Annotated in this window: 18 protein-coding genes; 7 read left to right on the forward strand and 11 right to left on the reverse strand. The window is 60.8% G+C overall.

What is annotated here, in order from left to right:
* Nucleotides 1-3 precede the first annotated feature (3 nt).
* From NUH88_RS13425 to NUH88_RS13460, 8 genes are all read right to left on the reverse strand, one after another.
* Nucleotides 4-1,125 carry a radical SAM protein gene (locus NUH88_RS13425; protein ID WP_257766921.1) on the reverse strand — a complete coding sequence of 374 codons (1,122 nt, stop codon included), beginning with the start codon at nucleotides 1,123-1,125 and terminating at the stop codon, nucleotides 4-6.
* A gap of 31 nt (nucleotides 1,126-1,156) precedes the next feature.
* Nucleotides 1,157-1,897, reverse strand: coding sequence for a hypothetical protein (locus NUH88_RS13430; protein WP_257766922.1), 741 nt, complete (start codon nucleotides 1,895-1,897; stop codon nucleotides 1,157-1,159).
* A 7-nt stretch (nucleotides 1,898-1,904) separates the two neighbouring features.
* Nucleotides 1,905-2,225 (reverse strand): hypothetical protein, encoded by a 321-nt coding sequence (locus NUH88_RS13435; RefSeq protein WP_257766923.1) that lies wholly within the window; start codon nucleotides 2,223-2,225, stop codon nucleotides 1,905-1,907.
* 16 nt (nucleotides 2,226-2,241) lie between these two features.
* A complete protein-coding gene (locus tag NUH88_RS13440; protein ID WP_257766924.1) occupies nucleotides 2,242-3,387 on the reverse strand; it encodes a DegT/DnrJ/EryC1/StrS family aminotransferase in 1,146 nt (381 codons plus the stop codon).
* A 45-nt stretch (nucleotides 3,388-3,432) separates the two neighbouring features.
* The gene (locus NUH88_RS13445) at nucleotides 3,433-4,968 is read right to left on the reverse strand and encodes a PfkB family carbohydrate kinase (RefSeq protein WP_257766925.1); all 1,536 of its coding nucleotides are present in this window, start codon (nucleotides 4,966-4,968) and stop codon (nucleotides 3,433-3,435) included.
* 142 nt (nucleotides 4,969-5,110) lie between these two features.
* The gene (locus NUH88_RS13450; RefSeq protein WP_257766926.1) at nucleotides 5,111-7,945 is read right to left on the reverse strand and encodes a non-ribosomal peptide synthetase; all 2,835 of its coding nucleotides are present in this window, start codon (nucleotides 7,943-7,945) and stop codon (nucleotides 5,111-5,113) included.
* Nucleotides 7,946-7,990: 45 nt separating this feature from the next.
* Nucleotides 7,991-9,010 carry a hypothetical protein gene (locus NUH88_RS13455; RefSeq protein ID WP_257766927.1) on the reverse strand — a complete coding sequence of 340 codons (1,020 nt, stop codon included), beginning with the start codon at nucleotides 9,008-9,010 and terminating at the stop codon, nucleotides 7,991-7,993.
* Between the two features lie 302 nt (nucleotides 9,011-9,312).
* Complete coding sequence (locus NUH88_RS13460) at nucleotides 9,313-10,785, reverse strand: ArnT family glycosyltransferase (protein WP_257766928.1); 1,473 nt, start codon at nucleotides 10,783-10,785, stop codon at nucleotides 9,313-9,315.
* 176 nt (nucleotides 10,786-10,961) lie between these two features.
* Between NUH88_RS13460 and NUH88_RS13465 the strand changes: the two genes are divergently transcribed.
* From NUH88_RS13465 to NUH88_RS13495, 7 genes are all read left to right on the forward strand, one after another.
* A complete protein-coding gene (locus tag NUH88_RS13465) occupies nucleotides 10,962-12,866 on the forward strand; it encodes a methylmalonyl-CoA mutase subunit beta (protein WP_257766929.1) in 1,905 nt (634 codons plus the stop codon).
* Nucleotides 12,863-15,016 carry a methylmalonyl-CoA mutase gene (gene scpA, locus NUH88_RS13470; protein WP_257766930.1) on the forward strand — a complete coding sequence of 718 codons (2,154 nt, stop codon included), beginning with the start codon at nucleotides 12,863-12,865 and terminating at the stop codon, nucleotides 15,014-15,016. The genes NUH88_RS13465 and scpA overlap by 4 nt, the downstream gene beginning before the upstream one ends.
* Nucleotides 15,017-15,047: 31 nt before the next feature.
* Complete coding sequence (meaB, locus tag NUH88_RS13475; protein ID WP_257766931.1) at nucleotides 15,048-16,064, forward strand: methylmalonyl Co-A mutase-associated GTPase MeaB; 1,017 nt, start codon at nucleotides 15,048-15,050, stop codon at nucleotides 16,062-16,064.
* Nucleotides 16,065-16,129: 65 nt separating this feature from the next.
* Entirely contained in the window at nucleotides 16,130-16,579 is a 450-nt protein-coding gene (locus NUH88_RS13480) for a SufE family protein (RefSeq protein ID WP_257766932.1), read from the forward strand.
* A 10-nt stretch (nucleotides 16,580-16,589) separates the two neighbouring features.
* Nucleotides 16,590-17,018: an iron-sulfur cluster assembly scaffold protein gene (locus NUH88_RS13485; RefSeq protein ID WP_257766933.1), complete on the forward strand. Its 429-nt coding sequence runs from the start codon at nucleotides 16,590-16,592 to the stop codon at nucleotides 17,016-17,018.
* Nucleotides 17,019-17,055: 37 nt separating this feature from the next.
* Nucleotides 17,056-18,132, forward strand: coding sequence for an NAD-dependent epimerase/dehydratase family protein (locus NUH88_RS13490; protein WP_257766934.1), 1,077 nt, complete (start codon nucleotides 17,056-17,058; stop codon nucleotides 18,130-18,132).
* 165 nt (nucleotides 18,133-18,297) lie between these two features.
* On the forward strand, nucleotides 18,298-18,498 hold the full coding sequence (locus NUH88_RS13495; protein WP_257766935.1) for a hypothetical protein: 201 nt from the start codon (nucleotides 18,298-18,300) through the stop codon (nucleotides 18,496-18,498).
* 75 nt (nucleotides 18,499-18,573) lie between these two features.
* Here NUH88_RS13495 and NUH88_RS13500 read toward each other — a convergent pair whose 3' ends face one another.
* From NUH88_RS13500 to NUH88_RS13510, 3 genes are read right to left on the reverse strand one after another with little or no spacing between them, the layout of a single operon-like run.
* A complete protein-coding gene (locus NUH88_RS13500) occupies nucleotides 18,574-19,434 on the reverse strand; it encodes a metal ABC transporter permease (RefSeq protein WP_257766936.1) in 861 nt (286 codons plus the stop codon).
* Nucleotides 19,431-20,309: a metal ABC transporter permease gene (locus NUH88_RS13505; RefSeq protein ID WP_308220061.1), complete on the reverse strand. Its 879-nt coding sequence runs from the start codon at nucleotides 20,307-20,309 to the stop codon at nucleotides 19,431-19,433. The genes NUH88_RS13500 and NUH88_RS13505 overlap by 4 nt, the downstream gene beginning before the upstream one ends.
* Complete coding sequence (locus NUH88_RS13510; RefSeq protein WP_257766937.1) at nucleotides 20,306-21,166, reverse strand: manganese/iron ABC transporter ATP-binding protein; 861 nt, start codon at nucleotides 21,164-21,166, stop codon at nucleotides 20,306-20,308. Before NUH88_RS13510 ends, NUH88_RS13505 begins: the two co-directional genes overlap by 4 nt.
* Nucleotides 21,167-21,186 lie beyond the last annotated feature (20 nt).

The raw sequence follows: 21,186 nt of genomic DNA on the forward strand, positions 1-21,186 counted from the left end.
GGCTCAGACGAAATTGATATGCATGGGAGTTTCGCCTTTCATTTCGGGAAGGTCGAAGTCGCCTTTCTGGTAGCCGTCGAGAAATTCGTTCACCTTATGCTGCAGGCAGAGACTGCCGCACATTTTCTGGGCGTTGAAATCCGGGCTGGCGAGGTAGTTCATGACTTCCCAGTAACGGTCGCTATTGAAGATGTCGCGGAACCGTTCCTCGGTGATGTTACCGATATGGAACTTCTTGTAGCGTTCGTTGAACAGCATGCCGCACGGCGCCACCAGGCCGGAGCCGGACATCTGCAGCATGAAGGGGGCACCGTAGCAACGCTGGTAGCTGCGCGTTCCCTCGGTGTCGATCTTCGACCATTTGACGGTTACCTGGTAGGTGTCGTCCGAAAGCGCCTCGGCCGCGTGCAGGGTCTCGTAAAGGCTTGCGTAGCCGCCGTAGTCGACGCCGAGCGAGCCGTCCTCGTCGTCGCTACAGTGCTTGATCACAAGATAGTCCGGCCGAAGCTCCTTGCCGAGCCGAGCGAGCGGGAGAATCTGATCGTTATATTCAGGCATCAGCACCATCTGCATGCCGATCGTCACGTCGAGATTCTGTTCGCGCTTGATTTCTCCCATGGCCTTGATGTTCTCGCAGACCCGGTCGAACCAGTGTTCCTTCACGCCCATGATCTCGGCATAGCGCTGGCGTTCGCCCGCGGAGATATTCACCCGGAGATAGGTCAGGGAAGGCAGAACCTCTTCCAGTTTTCGCCGGTTCAACACGAAACCGTTGGTGCCGACCGCCATTGAGAGGCCGAGCTCGTGGCCGTATTTGCAGGCATCGACAAACACCGGAGAGATCGTGCTCTCTCCGTCCGACACGAGGCTGATCCCTTTCACACCGATCTCGGCGCAGTCTTCGAGGAATTCGAAGATCGCCTTCTTGTCGATGACCTTCCGCTCGTTCTCCTGCAGCATTGCGTAGCAGAAATGGCAGGCGAAATTACAGGCACGGGTCAGCGACATATCGATCGTGATCGGTGCGATCCGCTCACCCCGTTCCCATGCATCGATACGGTCCTTGTGCCAGGCGATCTTGGTGCCATCGAGGATCAGTTCGACGTGTTCTGTCATTCCGGTCATTGCAACGTTCCTTGGACTGCTGTCCGGGTTTCTAAAGTCGCCTGATGCGGTTCGCGTCCTTCACCACCTCGGTGAACAGTTCGATCCGCTCTCCGGTCCTGTCGCGAAGCCAGCGTTCGAGATCCATCAGCATGCCGGGTTTGTCCCATACCGGTACCTCATCCGAAAATACCAGAAACAGCCGATCATATTGGTCGATTTCGACCAGTTCGAAAGCATCGGCGGCAATTTTGTGTGCCGTCTTGAAGCTGTCGATATACGGAAGGACATAGTCCCGCTTGCCGTTCTTGTCCAAGTTCTTCCAGGCAGCGCTGAACGGCCGGTCGAAGAAATTGGTGTCTTTATGCCGCCCGAACCGGCTTTCCGCTTCCCGGCGGAGCGCGGCGACGAGCTTCAGCGGAATTGCAAAACATGCCCCGGCATTGCGCGGCGTGAGAATACCCTGCACGGGCGGGGTCACTTCGGGATCCCGCAGTCGCTGCAATGCGTAAATCAGTCCGTGTTCGACAATCTCTCGGACGGGCGCGCCCGCGGCATATTCACATAATACGTCGAGGATCGCGTTCTCGGGCGCACCTTCGGGCGCGTCGAACCACGCCTCGCAAATGCTCTCGGAACCGTCCTCAAATGCGAGACAGAGGCTGAACCCGGCTTCCTCCAGCGCAATGTCGGCGGCATCCGCCGCAACGCTCCGCCCCTTATGTCTCAGGGACTGAAGATGCTCGGAGATCTTCTCCGCAAAGGCCGCCGGCACGTCGGAGGGGTTGCTCACAGCCGCCTCAGACATTGATCTTGCTGACATGGACAAGGCAATGCTCCCCCTGATCGACAATCTTGGTTTCCGAGATCGGTTGCAGGGCATCGGCAAGAGAGTTCCGCATACCGGCAGGCAGATTTGCCGAGGATATCCTGAGCGTGAAGCCTTCGGTGCCAAAAGCACCGGCGGCCTCAACCATATTGAGGATGCTGGCAACCGGATCCTCGTCCGGAACCCACATTTCCAGGAAATCGAGGTCGACGCCGTGACTGCGCAATTGGTTGAGCAGCCTGTCCTCATAGGATGCGACGAGTTGTTCGTAGTTGATTGCCTGCTCGCTCATTCTCTCTCCCCCGGTATCAAACGGCACTCGCCAGAAAACGATTCACGACATCCGCGACGCGACGCACGTCAGCTTCGGTCATGTTCTGGTGAACCGGCAGGGTGAGGATCCGCTGGGATTGTCTTTCGGTCACAGGGAAATCACCCGCCTTGTGGCCGAGATACTCGGCGGCCGGCTGAAGGTGGATCGGTACCGGGTAGTGGATCGCCGTGCCGATACCTTGCTCTCCCAAATGGGCCTGAAGGGCATCGCGCCCGTCGACCTGGATAACGAAGGTGTGGAACGTATTGAACTCGATATCCCGGCAAGGCGGCATGAAAGCCAGTTTAGGATCGAGAAGTTCGCGATACAGCGCCGCATTGCGCCGGCGATTCTCGATCACGGTATCCATGCTGCCGAGACGGAAGTGCAAAATCGCCGCCTGGATGGCATCCAGACGCGAGACCGATCCGAACCGCGTAACGGTGTTGCGGTCGACGAGGCCATGGTTGCGGTAAAGACGCGCATACTCCGCCACATCGTCCCGGTCTGTCGTCAGAAATCCGGCATCGCCACACGCATTCAGGTTCTTGAGCGGGTGCGCAGAAAAACAACCGACATCGCCAAGCGCGCCGCTCGGAACGCCGTCATAAAGCGAGCCGATCGACTGGGCGGCATCCTCGATGATTGCGAGGCCGTGACGTTGCGCAATTTCGCGGATCGGGCCCATATCGGCGATCCGCCCTGTCAAATGGACCGGCATGATCGCCTTGGTCTTCGGGGTGATCTTTTTCTCGATCTCCGCCGGATCGATATTCTGGTCGGGAAGCACGTCGGCGAATACCGGGGTCGCACCGACATGTGCAATCACCGCAGTTGACGCGACGAACGAGTTCGGCGGCGTGATGACCTCGTCGCCGTGGCCAATTCCGAGAGCCGCCAGAGCGAGAATCAGGGCATCCGTTCCGGAGTTCAGCGTGACCACGTGCTTGGTGCCGCAACGCTTCGCCAACGCCGCTTCCAGTTTCTCGTTCCAGGGGCCGCCGACATACATGCCGCTCTTGAGGATATCCTCGATGATCGGCATGAGTTCGTCGCGCTCCTGCGCGAACTGAGCCCCGATATCCACATAGGAGATGGGGGCGGGGCTATTGCTCGTATCCGGCATATCTTTCCTGCTCATACCAAATGACCCGGCCCCGGATCGTTCGGGACCGGAATTGGGTTATTATTTCAATAGCGCGGTCAAAGCCTTGACCACGCTTACCTTGTCCACCGAATTGCGGTGACCGACGATGCCGACCTTGATCGCTCCGGCTATGTTTCCGATCAACCCGATTGTAGCAATATCCGTTCCAACTTTCGCCAGCGGCGCTGTGATGGAGAAAAAGGCGTCGCCTGCGCCCATCGTGTCGACGACCCGACGGGTGAATGCCGGAATCTGCGAAACCGGTTTCCCGGCATCGTAGGCAACGCAGCCGTGACGGCCGTGGGTGAGGATCATGCGATTGCAGTCGATCCGCCTCGGAAGCACATCCTGAGCAATTATCGCGAGGTCGCTGAAGCGATCTCCGACGGCAAGCCTGGCTTCGGGAGCATCGATGCAGATGTAGTCCGCACGCGGATATTTCGTAATGAGATTGTAGCCCCGGTTGGCGCTGTTCGTCTGAGCATTGACGGCCAGAAACGGGGAGACCTTGCAGATCAGGTCGACCGTGTTGCCGCTGATCAGTCCATGCCCGAAGTCCGCCGCCATGACGAGATCGTATTGTGGAGCCAGTTCCGAGATCTTCCGATGCAGATCGTCCCTGCTCTCCGGAGGCAGCGGCGAATCTTCTATGAACTGCACTTCGAACAGTTTTCGGACATAGGAATTGTCAACGAAACGCACTTTCCGGGTCGTGGGCGCGTTGGGGCGATAGACCGGAATGATGTTTATGTTCTCGTGCGACTGCGTCTTGATAAAGTTTTCGCGTGAGTCGTTCTGGCCGAGGCAGGTGATGATATCGACCTGCTTGCAAAAGCTCGCGACGTGGTTCGCTGCGGCGATTACGCCGCCGGCAAAGAGTTCCATGTCCTCATGTCGTGTCGACATGATGTTCTCTTTGGACGGCTGCCCGGACGGCGAAACATACTGATACTCATCGAGGATCGTGTCGCCGATCACAAGGATCCGCATGTCCTTGATGCTTTCGACCAGGGTCAGAAGTTGCTCAAGTCCGACGGTTTGCCGGATCCGGTCGAGATAGTCCTTAACTTCGGGTTCGAAAACGTCGACATGCCGGTTTATCAGCTCGCTGGAACTGAAAGTGATGTCGTCCGTAAAAACGATACGGCCACCATGCCGCTCGACGGCATTGCGCTCATCCACGATCTTGCCGGTGACATCCTGATCGGCGTCGACGTAATCCGAGCCTTTAATATATGCATCGGGCTTGATCGCATCGATCACCTCTTCGGCCGAAACGGCGTGATTGATTCCGACCCAGTCGACATATTCGAGCGCAGCCAGCATTTCGGCGCGCAGCTGATCGGTGAATACCGGCCGTCCGGGACCCTTGTGCACGTGTTCGTCGGCAGTGACTGTCACGAAGAGCACGTCGCCTTCGCGGCGGGCATGTTCCAGATGCCGGACATGTCCCATATGGAGAAGATCGAACGTCCCGTGCGCGTGCGCGATCTTCTTGCCTTCATGATGAAGACGACCGGCGATATCCGAAAGTTCGGATATGCCTTTTATCTTTTCTCGCGCACTTGGTTTCATAAATTATTCCCGGAAGACACGCTCGTAGAATGAGCCGATCATTTGGGTATCAAATGATCCGGATGAATACCAGAGGTATGGGAGTGTTTGTCCGCGGGGCAAGCGCTGCTCGCCCTTTCAGGCGTTTCATGACTCATTCTGCCTAGGCGGTCGCGCGTTCACGTTCCAAGTAGGCCCGGATGATTCGCGCTGCGAGTACGCCATTGGTGGGTCCGCCGTGAGTTGCGTCGAGGAAATCCTCGGGATCGCCGCCGAACGGAGTGACGTCCCGCAAATCTATAACTGTGGCAGTGCCGGCGAAGAGCTCGTTTATAATTCCCGAAAGTCTGTTGATCTCAAGGATGACGTCTCTGTTGGAACGAGTCTGTTTGAACAATTGCGGATGGTACGGAGGAATGACGAACAGGATCCTGCGGCATCTGCCGTTCACCTTGTTCCGGAACTGTTCGAACCTTACGCGGACGTGTTCGTCGCCGATCTTCCTGGAACCGCTCAGACGGTTGAAATACGCGGAGATCCCGGATTTCAACTCATGCTCCGAATATTGATATTTGGCAATCTGTGCGCCGTTCCTGATGAAATGAGAATCCCCGTTCTGTTGCAGGACTTCTTTCATATCGTCATCTACTGCCCCGAACCTGATGAGGTTAAGGCGCCGTTGTCTGATATTTTCCTCGCGTCGTTTCAGAAAATCATAATCGATGGCGCCTAAATACTGGGAAAGATGCTTGCTGAGCTCCGGAACATCGGCCGCGGCGGCACAAGGGACATCCAGGAAGCCGGCGATGCGATCGATGTCCAGCCCGATAACGAGGGTATCGATCGGCTGTGTAATCGTATCAAGAAAGAATCCGACCGCGGCGAAGTAGTCCGGAAGCGAAGCACCGCCAAGGTAAAAATTGAAAAACTTGTTGTCGCCGTGATCCAGGTCCTGTGCGCTTAAAACCTTGAAATTGCTTGAGGACAGAGTGAACGAACGGTAGATGTCTGGCGTCTTTTGAAGTAGTCGGACTTTATCTTTGGCCATTTCGGTGCCGTCCGAAACAACAAGACTTTCCGCAAAGTCTCCAGCCTCGATACGTTCGGCGAGTTGACGAATTGACGAGATGGACTCGAATTTGTCAAAGCCGACCTCAAGCGGCGACGGAACAGACTTTCCGATCCGTTCTTCGAGGAAGAGGATCAAGTCGACGATTGCCAGTGAATCGAGCAATCCCGAAGACAGCATCGATCCGCCTTCGATCTGTTCGTTTGTAATCTTTAGGCGATTTCTCAGAAATGCGGCGATCGCGGCGTCGAGAGGCAGCGAGGTATCTACGGTCACGTCGCCGTCAGTTTCCCTCATTTCGAAGAAGATCTTCCGCGCGCTTTTTCGCGAAATTTTTCCGGACGAGGATTTTTTCAATGCCATGTGCGGCAGTGTTTCGACGACCGCCGGGATAAAGTTGAAGCGGCTCAGGATTTTGTTCTTAACTCGCTTTACAAGATCGGCGATCTCGTCCGGGGCTGAGAGATGGGTTTCCAAGAGGATCACGATGTCGGACGTTGCCGGATCGCTAAGAGAGACACCGATGGCGGCGCCCCTACCCGGGATGACGCCTTCCAGATCCCAGAGCGCTTCTTCGATCGTGACGGGATCGTAGTTCGCGCCGTAGGCGATGATCATATCGTCCTTACGCCCCGTCACGAATAGATGGCCGTCTCGGATGACGCCAAGGTCACCGGTGGCAAAGAAACCATCAACGAGGTCATCGCTCATTGAACGGCGCATTTTGTAATAGCCGGACATCAGCGACGGGGACCGGACCTGAATGCTGCCGAAGTGACCGTCTTCCAGGGCCTTGTCGTCATTTCCGACAACTCGGAACTCGGTGTCCGCGATCGGGACGCCGGAGCTGACAAAGACCGCGTCGCCGTCACTTACCGGCTCGCCGATCGAGAAGGAACCCGGGTCCAGATGGGTTCTTTGTTGCGGGACATCGGGCCTAGTGGTGGTCATGGCGAAGGTCGTTTCGGCCATCGCGTAGCAGGAATGGAGTTGCCTTTCGCTTATCCCGCAATTTGCGAAGGCATCGATGAAAGCCTGCTGGGCAGCATGAGTTACAGGCTCCGAGCAATTTGTGATCATGCGAAGGGACGACAGATCGAACGTCCCGTGCAATGCCGGCTTGTACCATCTCGCCATATACGAATAAGCGAAATTGGGGAGCCATATGTGTGTGGCTTTGCTTTCCTCAATCCTTCGCAGGAACCATTCAGGATGCGCAAGCCAGTCAAACGGTGACATGTGCGTTGTTGGAACAGCCGTTAGCAACGGTGTCCAGAAGCAGCAGATCAGCCCCATATCGTGATACAGCGGCAGCCAGCTGCAGATGCTGCTGGCCTCATCCAACCCGATAGCGGCCGAGTACCTGGAAACCTGCTCCAGCAGTGCCGTTTCGGAGATTTCTACGCCTTTTTTAAGTCCGGTTGTTCCGGAGCTGTACTGAATGAGGATGGGGGCGTCACCGTGGCGTTCCTGGAAGCCTATCGGGGTCTTGCTGCCCGCGCTGACGACGGCTGACGCGCTGAGCGTGTTCAGGTTGAAGCGAGAGACGTAAGGATTTGTGCCTTCGTCGACGATTGTCAGCGACGGTTGCAGTTCGGCGACAAGTTTCGAGATCATCTCCGCATAATCTTCATGGGAGATCTTGGGGTTTGGAGGTGTCAACACGACCGGTACCCCCCCGGCGTGGATAACGCCGAGAATGGACAAGAACAGCGCGGTTTGGTGCGACATGCAGATCAGGACATGGTCACCGATCCCGATGCCTCGCTCCTTCATGACAGTCGCGGCGCGCGCGGCCCCGAGAGTGAACCCCCGGTAATCGAAGGGATGCGGAATGTTCTTGCTGTCGATGATATTGAAGAACGGTTGAGTGCCGCGCGCACCAAAATTGGCCTGGATCTGTGCCCGGACTGTTTCTTCGATTCTCATACTATCAATTCGGCTATCGGAAGGGGAGGCCCGCTCCGGAAAGGGTCAGGCGATAACCAACCGGTTCATGTATCCGATCTGATCGTCGGAATAGGCTCCCGGATAGCGCTTCTGCATTTCCTCAATGAAACCCGGAACTTCCACTGGAGTCACCGGGTCCTTGATCGTCGGAAGCATCGTGTAGAGCGCCTGGAACAAGAGCCGCTTCTTGCCGGAAGGGACCAATCCCTTGTGAATAGAGCCTGTATTTCCAAGCAATGCGGATCCGGCTTTACCGGTCTTGGTCACGATCCGGTCAGATCCGAAGAGCTCTTCTATTTCGGCATCAGTCTTGCGCTGTTTCGCAAGTATCTCGTTGTAGTGCTTGAGCTTTTCTTGGTCGCCTTGCGCTTTTTCCGCAGCGAACCGGTAATTCTGTCCGTAGTCGCCGGTATTGCGGACATAAACATGAGGCCCGCTCTCGTCGTCTACGTCCGTCAAATAGATGAAGAGTTTGCAGAAGCGGTAGCAATGACGGTCAATATGGAACAATTGTGCATGCTCGGCTTCCTCGCGGCCTGGATAGGACCACCACATAGAAAGGCCCATCACTGTCGGCATAACCCCGAGATAGCGCGCCGCAACTCCGATCACGCGCGGGTGGTTCGCGAGATATATCAGGTGCGGAGCGTGAACGATATCCTCACGCCTATAATTGGCGACGCTGACTTGCGGTGGCGCCTCCTCCGGGAGGAAGTCCGGCAGGGACTTGTCCCAAGCGTAATGGGTTTTCTTGTCCTTGAGGTAGTCGAAGACCTCGTCGCGGACGTCCTGCGGCGCCAGATTGCCGAGTTCGGCGTACCCGTCGCCCGACATTTCCTTACCAAGCCGATTCAACTGGTCTGCATCTTCTCCCGGCGGGTTCTGCAGCGTGAACCCCTGAATATCGTTAAGGGACTTCGCCACCATTCCAGCGAAAGCCGAGTAAGACGGAAGTCCGATATTGTATCGCATCCGAAGAAGGAACTGCTTGTACCACTCAGGATTGTCGTATGCGAATTTCGTGCTTGCGGGAGTCTGCATCATGGAACCTAATCCGTTCTATTACGGTGCCAACCGGGATCTGACATCGTCGAAATTGCTGGTATCGAACCCCTACCTATCATGCAATCCTAAAGTGAGGCACGGCCAGATTAAATTCTTGGCGCTGTCCTGCGGGTTTTGACGATATCCCGCCCGTTTGCGGAGTGGGCACAGCCCGGTCCGCGCCGGCAATGCGCAGTCAGTCTGACGCTCAGCTAGGATGCTCTGCTATAGGCAGTGTTTCCTCAAGGATCTTTGAAACCCGGCGGGGCGGAGGTCAAGACGCGTTAGAAGATCTCGGATGTTCAGTCGCTTGGAATAGGGCCTGAAAGCAGGAAGAGATTTAGCTGCCTCAGTTGATCCGCTCCGACCTCCACCGTGATCGCAGGCAGTTTTTGAACTGTTGAGAACCTCTCTAGGATCGGAAACGGATCATCCCACTTCGCCACCAGGAGGACCGTGTCGCCGGGCTGCGGCTGATAGCGCTCGGCCAGCTCGTAGTGATGGTCTGGATGGCCGTCATAATCCCACATCAGCGGTCGCCGCTTGAGGTCCCGGAGCGCGTAGAGCAGTGAGGCCATGGTCTTGCGGTCCTCGGTCAGCCAGATCGCACCCGGATGCGCGGCAAGCACCGGGCGCAGCTGATCGGCGACCGCGTCCCAGGCGCGCAGGCGCCGGAGCGGGTCTTTCTTCAGTGGAACCTCGACGCCCGGCAGGTTCAGGAAGAAGAAGCCGAGCACGGCGGTGGCCAGCAGGTTGAGACCGATCCCGGCCGCGACGAGTTTCACCAGCTTTCGGCGCAGTAGCCAGCCGACGGTCAGGATTGTGGCGGAGACATAGGCGGTCGCCGCCCAGTTGGCGTTGGCCCGGCTGAGGAAGGATTGCACGGTGATGATCGCCAGCACCGGCAGGCAGAAGGCGAGCAGCAGGCGTTCGGTGCCGCCCGCCGGATCGCGTCGCAGCACGGCGAGGCGCCAGAGCAGGGCGGCGAACAGGACCGGCCCGAAGACGCCCGCCTGACTGCCGACGAATTCGAGCATTTTGCCGATATGGAAGAGATCGCCCTTCAGGTTCGTGTTCTGGCCGACATGGGTGAAGGTCACCCAGCCGGACTCGATGTTCCAGAGCAGGTTCGGGGCGAAGACCGCCAGGGTCGCGACGAGCGCGACCAGCGCTTTCCGGCTCGTGAGCCAGGCACGGTGGGTGGGTGTCGCGAGGGTGACGAGGAGCAGGCCGAAAACAAAATAGGCCATGGCATATTTCGCGAGGAAACCGGCTCCGGCGGCGAGGCCGAGCAGCAGCGGCCAGCCGAGCGCATCGCTCTCGAGGCTGCGCACGAAGGCGAGCAGGGCGACAGCCCAGAGGAAGAGCAGCGGAACGTCTGTCGAGATCAGGAAACTCGAGAGCGAGGCCGCCGGCAGGGTGGCGAAGCTGAGGCCCGACCAGAACCCGGTGCGGCGGCTTCCGGTCAGGGACACGGCGATGCCGTAGATCGCGAGCGAGGTGCCGGCATGGAGCGGGGGCGAGGGCGCGCGGATGCAGGCGGTCCCGTCCCCGCAAATCGCCTCGGCGGCCGAGATCACGAAGGCGATCAGTGGCGGCTTGGTGTAGTAGCCCCAGGCCAGATCCCGGCTCCAGGACCAGTATTGTGCCTCGTCGCCATGCAGTCCGAGCGTGCTGAAGCCGAGCACGGCGAGACGGGCGGCGGTGAGGGCGGCAAGTGCGATCAGGAGCCATAGAAAATAGGGCTGTTCCCGGTCGGATGTGACGGTCTGCATGCGCTGTGCGGCTTTCCGTTTTCTGCGGTAACGCTTCGCCTTAGCCGAGCGGGCTTCCGGAAACAATCGGAATCGCGGACTGCGGCGAATTCACTCTTGCGATCCGAGTTCCTTGCCGAAGTCACGGCGACCCGGTACGACAATTGCGACAGCGTGAGAAAGAGGTGGCCAAGGCAATGTCGGTCCTGGACAACGAAACCTTGATGGCGCTCGCGGAGGAATTTCCCGAGACATCCCGAGACGCCTGGATGGCGGCCGTCGAGACGGCGCTGAAAGGCGCCCCCTTCGAGAAGGTGCTGACGCGCCAGACCTACGAGGGTCTGCGCCTGCAGCCGATCTATACCGCCGAGGACGCGCCGGATGGCCGTGCGGCGCCGGTCGTGGTTGGAACCCGGACGGAAACCGGCTGGGACGTGCGTCAGATGCAGGCGCATGGCGATCCGGCCGAGGTCGCGAAGGCGGTGAAACAGGACCTGGAGCGCGGCGCGACCTCCATACTGCTCCGGATCGACCGTCCCGGAGTGGACGGCGTCGTCGTCGGGTCAGTCGAGGATCTCGGCCGGGCACTCGACGGCGTCCACCTCAATATGGTGCCGGTCGCCCTCGATGCGGGCGCCTATGCGCCGCGCGCGGCGGCCCTGTTGGAAGAGCTTTGGTCCAAGCGCGGTAATGCCGCGGGCGAGGTATCCGGGAGTTTCCGGATCGATCCGCTCGGTGCGCTGGCCCGCGAAGGCTGGTTGCCGAACACGCTGGATGCCGCTCTTGCGGAGCTGGGCGAAACCGCCTCCCGCACCGCATCCGCGTATCCCAAAGTCCGCGCCGTCGGCGTCGACACGGCGCCCTATTACGAAGCTGGTGCGAACGAGGTCCAGGATCTCGCTTTCTCGATGGCGACAGCGATTGCCTATCTCCGTGCGATGGAGACGGCAGGGCTCGATGTTGCCGCCGCTGCCCGGCAGATCGAATTCAGTTATGCGCTCGGCGTCGATGTCTTCCAGGGTATCGCCAAGCTACGCGCTGCGCGCAGGCTCTGGGCCCGGATCCTCGAGGCGTCCGGTGCCGATGCCGCCGCGGCGCCGATGCTGCAGCATGTGGTCACCGCAGAGCGGGCGATCGCCGGCCGCGATGTCTGGGTAAACATGCTGCGCGCCACGGTCTCGACCTTCGCCGCCGGTGTCGGCGGAGCCGACAGCCTCACGGTGCTGCCCTATGACAGCGCCTTTGGCCTGCCGGACGGGTTTGCGCGCCGGATTGCCCGCAACACGCAGATCATCCTGATGGAAGAGTCCGGCCTGCACCGGGTTGCCGACCCGGCGGGCGGGTCTTGGTATGTGGAGCGGCTGAGCGACGAGTACGCGTCCCGCGCCTGGGTGCTGCTGCAGCAGATCGAGCGCGACGGCGGCATGGCGGCGGCGTTGACTGCCGGCGCGGTTTCGAAGCTGGTGGCCGATGGCTGGGCCGAGCGGGAGCGCAATGTCGCCCGCCGCAAGGAGGAACTGACCGGCGTCAGCGCCTATCCGAACCTGAAGGAAGAGACCGCGACCGGCCTGACGGTCGACCGGGAAGCGCTCCGGGCCAAACTCGGTGCCGGCGCTTGGCCGAACCGAGGCGATGCGGGAGCCAACTTGGAGCCGCTTGCCAGGCATCGGCTGGGCGAGGGATTCGAGGCGCTGCGAGATGCAAGCGATGCTTTCCTCGCGAAGACAGGCAAACGCCCGGCGATCTTCCAGTTGAATATCGGGACCCCGGCCGATTTCACGGCACGGGCGACCTTTGCGCAGAACTATTTCGCCGCCGGCGGGATCGAGAGCGCTCCGGCAGAGAGCGTCGATGAGTTCGCGGCGAGCGGCTGCCGTTTTGCCGTTCTCTGCTCCTCTGATAAAATCTATGGCGAAGAAGCAGCGGAAGCCGCCGGAAACCTGAAACGGGCGGGCGCGGAACGGATCTTCCTCGCAGGCCGTCCGGGCGACAATGAAGCGGCTTGGCGGGATGCGGGCATAGACGGGTTCATCTATGTCGGTGACCAGACCCTGGCCACGCTTCGCGAGGTCGCCGCAGGATTGGGAGTGATCGAGCAATGAGTGCGATACCCAATTTCTCCGAGATCGATCTCGGTGCCCCCGCGGGTAGCGGAAAAGTCGAAGGCAAGCTCTGGGAAACCCCCGAGCGGATCGGTGTGAAGCCGCTCTACACGGCCGAGGATATCGAAGGGCTCGACTTCCTGAAGACCTGGCCGGGCCTGCCGCCGTTCCTGCGCGGTCCCTATCCGACCATGTACGTGAACAAGCCCTGGACGGTCCGGCAATATGCCGGCTTCTCCACGGCGGAGCAGTCGAACGCCTTCTACCGGCGCAATCTGGCTGCGGGGCAGAAGGGGCTCTCGGTCGCCTTCGACCTCGCAACGCACCGGGGCTATGACAGCGATCATCCGCGCGTCGTCGGCGATGTCGGCATGGCGGGAGTCGCGATCGACAGCATCCTCGACATGCGCCAGCTCTTCGACGGCATCCCGCTCGACCATATGAGCGTTTCCATGACCATGAACGGCGCCGTACTGCCGGTCATGGCGCTCTACATCCTCGCGGCGGAAGAACAGGGCGTCTCTCCGGAGAAGCTCAGCGGCACCATCCAGAACGACATCCTCAAAGAGTTCATGGTCCGCAACACCTACATCTACCCGCCGTCGCCTTCGATACGGATCATCTCCGACATCTTCGGCTTCACCTCGGCGAACATGCCGCGTTTCAACTCGATCTCGATCTCCGGCTACCACATGCAGGAAGCCGGTGCGACGGCGGACCTCGAGCTCGCCTACACGCTGGCGGACGGGGTGCAATACGCGAGGGCCGGGATCGACGCGGGCCTCGATATCGACGCCTTCGCGCCGCGGCTCTCCTTCTTCTGGGCCATCGGCATGAACTTCTTCATGGAAGTCGCCAAGATGCGGGCCGCGCGCCTGCTCTGGGCGAAGCTGATGAAGCAGTTCGACCCGAAGAGCCCGAAGAGCCTCAGTCTGCGCACCCATTGCCAGACCTCCGGCTGGTCGCTGACCGCACAGGACGTCTTCAACAATGCGGTCAGGACCTGCGTCGAGGCGCTGGCGGCGACTCACGGTCACACCCAGTCGCTGCATACGAACGCGCTGGACGAGGCTCTGGCGCTGCCGACGGATTTCTCCGCCCGCATCGCCCGCAACACCCAGCTTCTGATCCAGCAGGAAACCGGCACCTGCAACGTCATCGATCCGTGGGGCGGCAGCTATTATGTCGAGCGGTTGACCCACGATCTGGCGCAGCGTGCCTGGGCCCATATCGAGGAAGTGGAAAGCTTCGGCGGCATGGCCAAGGCGATCGAGGCCGGCATTCCGAAGATGCGCATCGAGGAAGCCGCCGCCCGCACTCAGGCGCGGATCGACAGCGGCCGGCAGACCATCGTTGGCGTGAACAAGTACCGCATCGACGAGCCCGAGAATGTCGAGGTCCTGAAGGTCGACAATCAGTCGGTCCGCCGCCAGCAGCTCGAGAAACTGGAGCGTCTGCGCGCGGAGCGGGACGAGACCGAGACCCGGAAAATGCTCGACAGGCTGACCGAGTCGGCTTCCTCCGGCGAGGGCAACCTGCTGGCGCTCGCGGTCGACGCGGCGCGAGCGCGGGCCACGGTCGGGGAGATCTCCGACGCACTGGAGAAGGTCTACGGACGGCATGTCGCGGAGGTGAAGACCGTGTCAGGCGTTTATGCAAGTGAGGTCGGCAAGGGTGCCGACGCTGTGGAAGAGGTTCGAAAGGCTGTCGATGCCTTCGAGGCCATGGAGGGGCGACGGCCCCGGATTCTGATTGCCAAGATGGGCCAGGACGGGCACGACAGGGGTCAGAAAGTGATCGCCTCGGCGTTCGCCGATCTCGGCTTTGACGTCGATATCGGTCCGCTCTTCCAGACCCCGGAGGAGGCGGCGCGGCAGGCGGTGGAGAACGACGTGCATGTGATCGGTGCGAGTTCGCTCGCCGCCGGTCACTTGACGCTGGTCCCGGCGCTGAAGGCGGAGCTGGAGAAGCTCGGCCGGGAGGACATCCTGATCGTGGTCGGCGGTGTGGTTCCGCCGCAGGATTACGACGCGCTCTACAAGGCCGGTGCCAAGGCGATCTTCCCGCCGGGCACCGTCATCAGCGATGCGGCGGTGGACCTGATCGGCAAGATCGGCGAGGTCCTCGGCCATACCGACGAGGCGGCGTGACCGTTCCTTCCTTCGCGTGGACCGCATGACAATGGCTGAACCGGCTGCCGCGCCGAAGCGGCGCCAGATGAGCGTCGACGACTATGTCGAGGGTGTCCGGTCGAGCGACCGGGCGATCCTCGCGCGCGCCATCACCCTCATCGAAAGCCGCAATCCGGCACACCGTTCCCAGGCGCAGGAGGTGCTGAACGCTCTTCTGCCGTTCTCCGGCGAGGCGCGCCGGATTGGCATCACGGGCGTGCCCGGCGTCGGCAAGAGCACCTTCATCGAGGCGTTCGGCAAGATGCTGACCGGCGCCGGCCACAAGGTCGCGGTGCTGGCGGTGGACCCGTCGAGCAACCGGACAGGCGGCTCTATCCTCGGCGATAAGACGAGGATGCAGGAACTTGGCCGCGATCCCGATGCCTATATCCGTCCCAGCCCTTCGGCGGGAACGCTTGGCGGTGTCGCAAGGGCGACGCGCGAGACCATGGTGATCTGCGAAGCGGCCGGTTTCGACCATGTCATCGTCGAGACGGTCGGCGTCGGCCAGTCCGAGACCGTGGTCGCCGAGATGGTGGATTTCTTCCTCGTCCTGATGCTGCCCGGTGCCGGGGACGAGTTGCAGGGGATCAAGAAGGGCGTGCTGGAGATCGCCGATATGATCGCGGTCAACAAGGCTGACGGCGAGATCAAGTCGCGCGCCCGACGGGCGGCCGCGGAATACCGCCGGGCGCTCGAGATCATGACCCCCGCGAGTCCGAACTGGCGTCCGCCCGTCTCGACCTGCAGCGCGCTGACGCGCGATGGCCTTGCCGATATTCTTGCCGAGATCACCCGGCACCGGGAGATCCTGAGCGGAACGGGCGAGTTCCAGAAGAAACGCCAGGAACAGCAGGTGCGCTGGATGTGGGCAATGGTGCGCGAACGACTGATGGCGCGTTTCGAGGAAGATGAAGCGGTCCGCAGACTGGTGACGCAGCTTGAAGACGAGGTCGCTGGAGCGAAACTGACCGCGAGCGCTGCCGCGGACCGGCTTCTGGCGGCCTTCGGCTTTGAGCGGGACTGACCGGCGCATTGACAAGCGATCCGGTCCGCGCCAAGTCAGAGCCGTCACAGATCACGGGATGAAACATGGTTGCTGAGACCGACCTTGCGGCGCCGGAACGGTCCATAGCCGAGGAACAGGAAGAGCTGATCTCCGAGTTCGCCTTCTTCGACGACTGGATGGACCGTTATCAATACCTGATCGATCTCGGCCGCAAGCTGCCGGAGCTGCCCGAGGAGTTCAAGCGCGACGAGTTCAAGCTGAAGGGCTGCCAGAGCCAGGTCTGGCTGGTCGGTGAGCGGCATGGCGACCGGCTGCTGTTCCGGGCGATCAGCGATGCCGCGATCGTCTCAGGCCTGATCGCCGTCATCTTGCGGATCTACAGCAACCGGACGGCGGAAGAGATTCTTGCCACCGAGCCGGATTTCATTCGCGACATCGGCCTGGAAGAGCATCTGAGCCCGACGCGAAAGAACGGCCTTGGCGCGATGCTGAACAAGATCAAGGCCGAGGCTCAAGCCGCCGCCGGCGGATGAGGGATCGTTCGTGAGCGGTATCGACGCGATCTATCAGGATAAGATCCTCGCCTATGCTGCCGACATTCCGCGGCTCGGAAAGCTTGAGGACGCAACCCACAAGGGCCATGCGGTCAGCCGGGCCTGCGGCAGCGAAATCTCGGTCTATCTGAAAGTCGAGGACGGACGGATTGCAGATTACGCCCATAAGGTGGATGCCTGTGCGCTAGGCTCGGCCGCTGCCTCGATCGTCGCCCGCTGCATCGTCGGAAGCAGCGTGGAGGAAGTCGCCCTCGCCCGCGCGCAGATGGAGGCGATGCTGAAGCGGGACGGGCCGGTTCCGGATGGAAATTTCGCCGAACTTGGCGTATTGCAGTCCGCGCGTTCGCTCGGCAACCGGCACAGCTCGATGCTGCTGGCTCTGGAAGCCTCTGCGAAGGCGCTGAAATCCGAACTGTAAAGTCCATCCGCTGTAAATGCGGAACCCATGGTGAGATATGGCGATTGCACTCGTGACCGGCTCGGCCGGGCTGATCGGCGCCGAGGCCGTCCGCTTCCTTGCGGAAAAGGGTCTCGATGTTATCGGCATCGACAACGACATGCGGGCATACTTCTTCGGCGGCGAAGCCAGCACTGGATGGAGCCGCAGCCAGCTCGAGAACACGCTGGGGAACCGTTACCGGCATGTGGCGGCGGATATCCGGGAGCTTGCCGCGCTGGAGCCGGTGTTCGAGCAGCATGGCGACGAGATCGTTCTGGTGTTGCACACGGCGGCGCAGCCCTCGCACGACTGGGCGGCGCGCGAGCCGATCACCGATTTCACGGTCAATGCCAACGGTACCCTGAACCTGCTCGAGCTGACCCGCCGACACTGCCCGGAGGCGGCCTTCATCTTCACCAGCACGAACAAGGTCTACGGCGACACGCCGAACCGGCTGCCGCTGGTCGAGCTGGAGACCCGCTGGGAGATTGACGAGGGCCATGCCTTCCATGCCAACGGCATCGACGAGAGCATGAGCATCGACGGGACCCTGCATTCGCTGTTCGGCGCATCGAAGGTCGCGGCGGACGTGCTGGTGCAGGAATACGGGCGCTATTTCGGGCTCAAGACAGGAGTTTTCCGCGGCGGCTGTCTGACGGGCCCCGGTCATTCCGGCGCCGAGTTGCACGGCTTCCTCGCCTATCTCGCCAAATGTGCGCTGACCGGCAAGGCCTATACGGTGTTCGGCTACAAGGGCAAGCAGGTCCGCGACAACATCCATTCGCACGATCTGGTCAATGCGTTCTGGCACTTCTTCCAGGCGCCGCGTCCGGGCGAGGTCTACAATATCGGCGGCGGACGCCACGCCAATTGCTCCATGTTGGAAGCGATCGCCATGGCCGAGAAAATCACCGGGAAGACCTTCAACTGGTCCTATTCGGAAGAAAACCGCATCGGCGATCACATTTGGTGGGTGGGCGATATTTCCAGATTCCGCTCCCATTTCCCCGACTGGAGCCTGCAGTACGACATGCGCGGGATCATGGAACAAGTGATCGAGGGACAGCAGGTCCGACTGGCCGATGCACAATAATGCATTGAAATAAGACCATTTTAGGTCCCTTTAGGCGGTTTTAGGCTGCCGCAAGATTCTTAGAATCATTCCAAATTATTGAAACCCTTGCGATTTTCCTTGCGTTCGCAGGGCGGATTCATATCCTGCGAAGAGAATTTGGACGATGATGGTGTGGAAGCGATCATGAGTTCTTGCAACGATGAATTCGGCTGTGGACCGACCGATGCCTGCTACCGGGCGGTCGTGAACACCTATACGAAAATGAAGATGCTCGGTCAGCGTGACGAGATCTGTTTCAACTCGGCTGTCGCCGTGTACCGGCACCATCATCCGGAAGTTCCGAGCGCGCGCGCGCCTTATATGATCGCCGATTGGCTCGACTGAGCGATACCGACATAGACGCCACCAAGGGACGCGGTCTGGCCGCGTCCTTTTTGTTTTTGCAGTCCGCGAGATCGGCTAGCTGACGTTGGCCGTGCCGGTCTTCTGCAGCGAGGTTCTCCGCGTCAGCACCATGCGGCGGACAAAAGCGGCGACGAACAGCGCCGTCAGGATCAGGATGATGGTCGGCGCCGGCGCACTGTCTAGGAAGAAGCTGAGATAGGTGCCGAGAAGCATCGAACTCATGCAGACCGTCATGGCGACCAGCAGCATCGCTCCGAAGTGCCGGACCAAGAGAAAGGCGATGGCGCCCGGAGAGATCAAAAGCCCGATGGCGAGGATCAGCCCGGTGGCGGAGAGCGTCGCGACGATGGTGAGAGAAAGCGCGGCCAGCAGTCCGTAATGCAGCCAGGCGACAGGCAGACCGGAGGTCTGCGCCTGCACCGGGTCGAAACTGTGTAGCAGCAGGTCTTTCCATTTCAGCAGGATCGCTCCTGAAACGACGAGCGCGATGAGCCCGGCGGTCCAGAGATCCTGAGGCCCGACGCCGAGCATGTTGCCGAACAGGATATGGTCGAGATGGGCATTGGTCTCGATCGAGACGTAAAGCACGATGCCGATCCCGAACATCCCGGAAAAGACAACGCCCATCACTGTGTCCTGCTTTACCCGGCTGTTGCTGGAGAGGTATCCGGTGGCGAGCGCGCAGGTCATCCCGGCGGCGAAGGCCCCGAGGATCAGCGGCAGGCCGAGGATATAGGCGAGCACGATCCCGGGCAGCACGGCGTGGCTCACCGCGTCTCCCATCAGCGCCCAGCCCTTCAGTACGAGATAGCAGGAGAGCAGCGCCGTCGGCACGGCAACGATGAGCGAGATCGCGAAGGCGTTCAGCATGAAGCCGAAGCGGAACGGCATCAGCAGGGTTTCGAGCTCCGTCATGCCTGCCCCCGAAGCCCGGCGCTCTTTCTCAACGCATCCGCTGCTCTGCGCCGGGCCGCGCGGAGCCCGTGTTTCGGAGCGAAGACGAAGGTGGCCAGGAAGATCAGCGTCTGCAGGGTGACGATGATCCCGCCCGTCGCGCCATCGAGGAAGTAGCTTGCATAGGCGCCGGTAAAGCTGGTCAGCGTGCCGATGGCGACCGACGTGAGGATCAGTCGCGGGAAGCGGTCGCAGAGCAGGTAGGCGGTCGCGCCGGGAGTCACGACCATGGCGATGACAAGAAAGGCGCCGACGGTCTGCATGGCTGCGACGACCGAGGCCGAAAGCAGAACGAAGAACATCGCCTTCAGCAGATCCGGGCGCAGACCGATGGAGCGGGCGTGGCTCTCGTCGAAGAAGGTCACCATCAGGTCCTTCCATTTCGCTGTCAGCACCGCGAGTGAGACCACGCCGATCAGCGCGAGCTGCAACGTGTCCTCCGGCGTGATGGCGAGGATGTTGCCCATGGTGATGGTCTGGATGCTGATCGCCATCGGATTGACCGAGACGATGAACAGGCCAAGGCCGAAAAAGGAGGTGAAGATCAGGCCGATGATCACGTCGATCTTGAGGCCCGAGCGCTCGGAGAGGAACAGCATCGCCCCCGCCGCGAGCCCGCCGGCGATAAAGGCGCCGAGCGCGAAAGGGAGGCCGAGCATGTAGGCACCGGCGACACCCGGCACGACCGAATGGGAAAGTGCGTCGCCGATCAGCGACCAGCCTTTAAGCATCAGGAAGGCGGAGAGGAAGGCGCAGACACCGCCGACCAGCGCCGAGACCCACATGGCGTTGGTCATGTAGCCGTAGGAGAACGGCTCCAGCAGCAGGGCGATCACTGGGTATCCTCGCTGCGGATCGTGTGGGTGCGCTCTCCGTACTGCACGAGTGGGCGCTCGTCGTCGGTGAAGATCGTGACCTCGCGGGTGTCCCCGTCCTCATGCAGGTCCTCGCCGCCGAGGGTGAAGTGCCTGAGTACGCCGCCGAAGGCGCGCTCCAGATTCTCCCGCGTGAAGTTCGTTTCGGTCGGTCCGTAGGCGAGCACCGTGCCTTTCACCAGAACGGTCCGGTCGCAGAATTCGGGAACCGAGCCCAGATTGTGCGTCGAGACCAGCATGACCCGGCCTTCCTCACGGAGTTCGCGCAAGAGCGCGACGATCTGGTCTTCCGTCTTCACGTCGACTCCGGTGAATGGCTCGTCCAGCAGGATGACCTGACCGTCCTGCGCCAGGGCCCGGGCAAGGAAGACGCGTTTGCGCTGGCCACCGGAAAGTTCGCCGATCTGGCGGTGGCGGTAGGCCTGCATGTTCACCCGCTCCAGCGCCCGGTCGACGGCGGCCCGGTCCGCTGCCGAGGGCCGGCGCAGAAAGCCCATATGGCCGTAGCGGCCCATCATCACCACATCTTCGACCAGAACCGGGAAGGCCCAGTCGACATCTTCCGACTGCGGCACATAGGCCACGAGGTTCTCGCGCAGCGACTGTTTGACGCTCCGGCCGAGCAGGCGGATCTCGCCTTCGGCGATCGGCACGAAGCCCATGATCGCCTTGAAAAGCGTGGATTTGCCGGCGCCGTTGACGCCGACCAGCGCGGTGACCGTGCCGCGCGGGATCTCGAAGCTGGCATCGAACAGTGCGGTATGCCCGTTGCGATAGGTGACCGTGACGTGGCTTGCCGAGAGGCCCTCCGCGGCCATGTTTCTCTCTGTGCGGGGGG

This window comes from Nisaea acidiphila, assembly GCF_024662015.1.
In the GTDB taxonomy this organism is placed as follows: domain Bacteria; phylum Pseudomonadota; class Alphaproteobacteria; order Thalassobaculales; family Thalassobaculaceae; genus Nisaea; species Nisaea acidiphila.

What these genes read in the sequence shown, in the direction of transcription:
- NUH88_RS13455 (WP_257766927.1), bottom strand. Translation starts at nt 9,010, where the DNA reads ATGATGCAGACTCCCGCAAGCACGAAATTCGCATACGACAATCCTGAG.
- NUH88_RS13500 (WP_257766936.1), bottom strand. Translation starts at nt 19,434, where the DNA reads ATGACGGAGCTCGAAACCCTGCTGATGCCGTTCCGCTTCGGCTTCATG.
- NUH88_RS13445 (WP_257766925.1), bottom strand. Translation starts at nt 4,968, where the DNA reads ATGAAACCAAGTGCGCGAGAAAAGATAAAAGGCATATCCGAACTTTCG.
- NUH88_RS13450 (WP_257766926.1), bottom strand. Translation starts at nt 7,945, where the DNA reads ATGAGAATCGAAGAAACAGTCCGGGCACAGATCCAGGCCAATTTTGGT.
- NUH88_RS13425 (WP_257766921.1), bottom strand. Translation starts at nt 1,125, where the DNA reads ATGACCGGAATGACAGAACACGTCGAACTGATCCTCGATGGCACCAAG.
- NUH88_RS13440 (WP_257766924.1), bottom strand. Translation starts at nt 3,387, where the DNA reads ATGAGCAGGAAAGATATGCCGGATACGAGCAATAGCCCCGCCCCCATC.
- NUH88_RS13490 (WP_257766934.1), top strand. Translation starts at nt 17,056, where the DNA reads ATGGCGATTGCACTCGTGACCGGCTCGGCCGGGCTGATCGGCGCCGAG.
- NUH88_RS13510 (WP_257766937.1), bottom strand. Translation starts at nt 21,166, where the DNA reads ATGGCCGCGGAGGGCCTCTCGGCAAGCCACGTCACGGTCACCTATCGC.
- NUH88_RS13465 (WP_257766929.1), top strand. Translation starts at nt 10,962, where the DNA reads ATGTCGGTCCTGGACAACGAAACCTTGATGGCGCTCGCGGAGGAATTT.
- meaB (WP_257766931.1), top strand. Translation starts at nt 15,048, where the DNA reads ATGGCTGAACCGGCTGCCGCGCCGAAGCGGCGCCAGATGAGCGTCGAC.
- NUH88_RS13495 (WP_257766935.1), top strand. Translation starts at nt 18,298, where the DNA reads ATGAGTTCTTGCAACGATGAATTCGGCTGTGGACCGACCGATGCCTGC.
- NUH88_RS13435 (WP_257766923.1), bottom strand. Translation starts at nt 2,225, where the DNA reads ATGAGCGAGCAGGCAATCAACTACGAACAACTCGTCGCATCCTATGAG.
- scpA (WP_257766930.1), top strand. Translation starts at nt 12,863, where the DNA reads ATGAGTGCGATACCCAATTTCTCCGAGATCGATCTCGGTGCCCCCGCG.
- NUH88_RS13480 (WP_257766932.1), top strand. Translation starts at nt 16,130, where the DNA reads ATGGTTGCTGAGACCGACCTTGCGGCGCCGGAACGGTCCATAGCCGAG.
- NUH88_RS13460 (WP_257766928.1), bottom strand. Translation starts at nt 10,785, where the DNA reads ATGCAGACCGTCACATCCGACCGGGAACAGCCCTATTTTCTATGGCTC.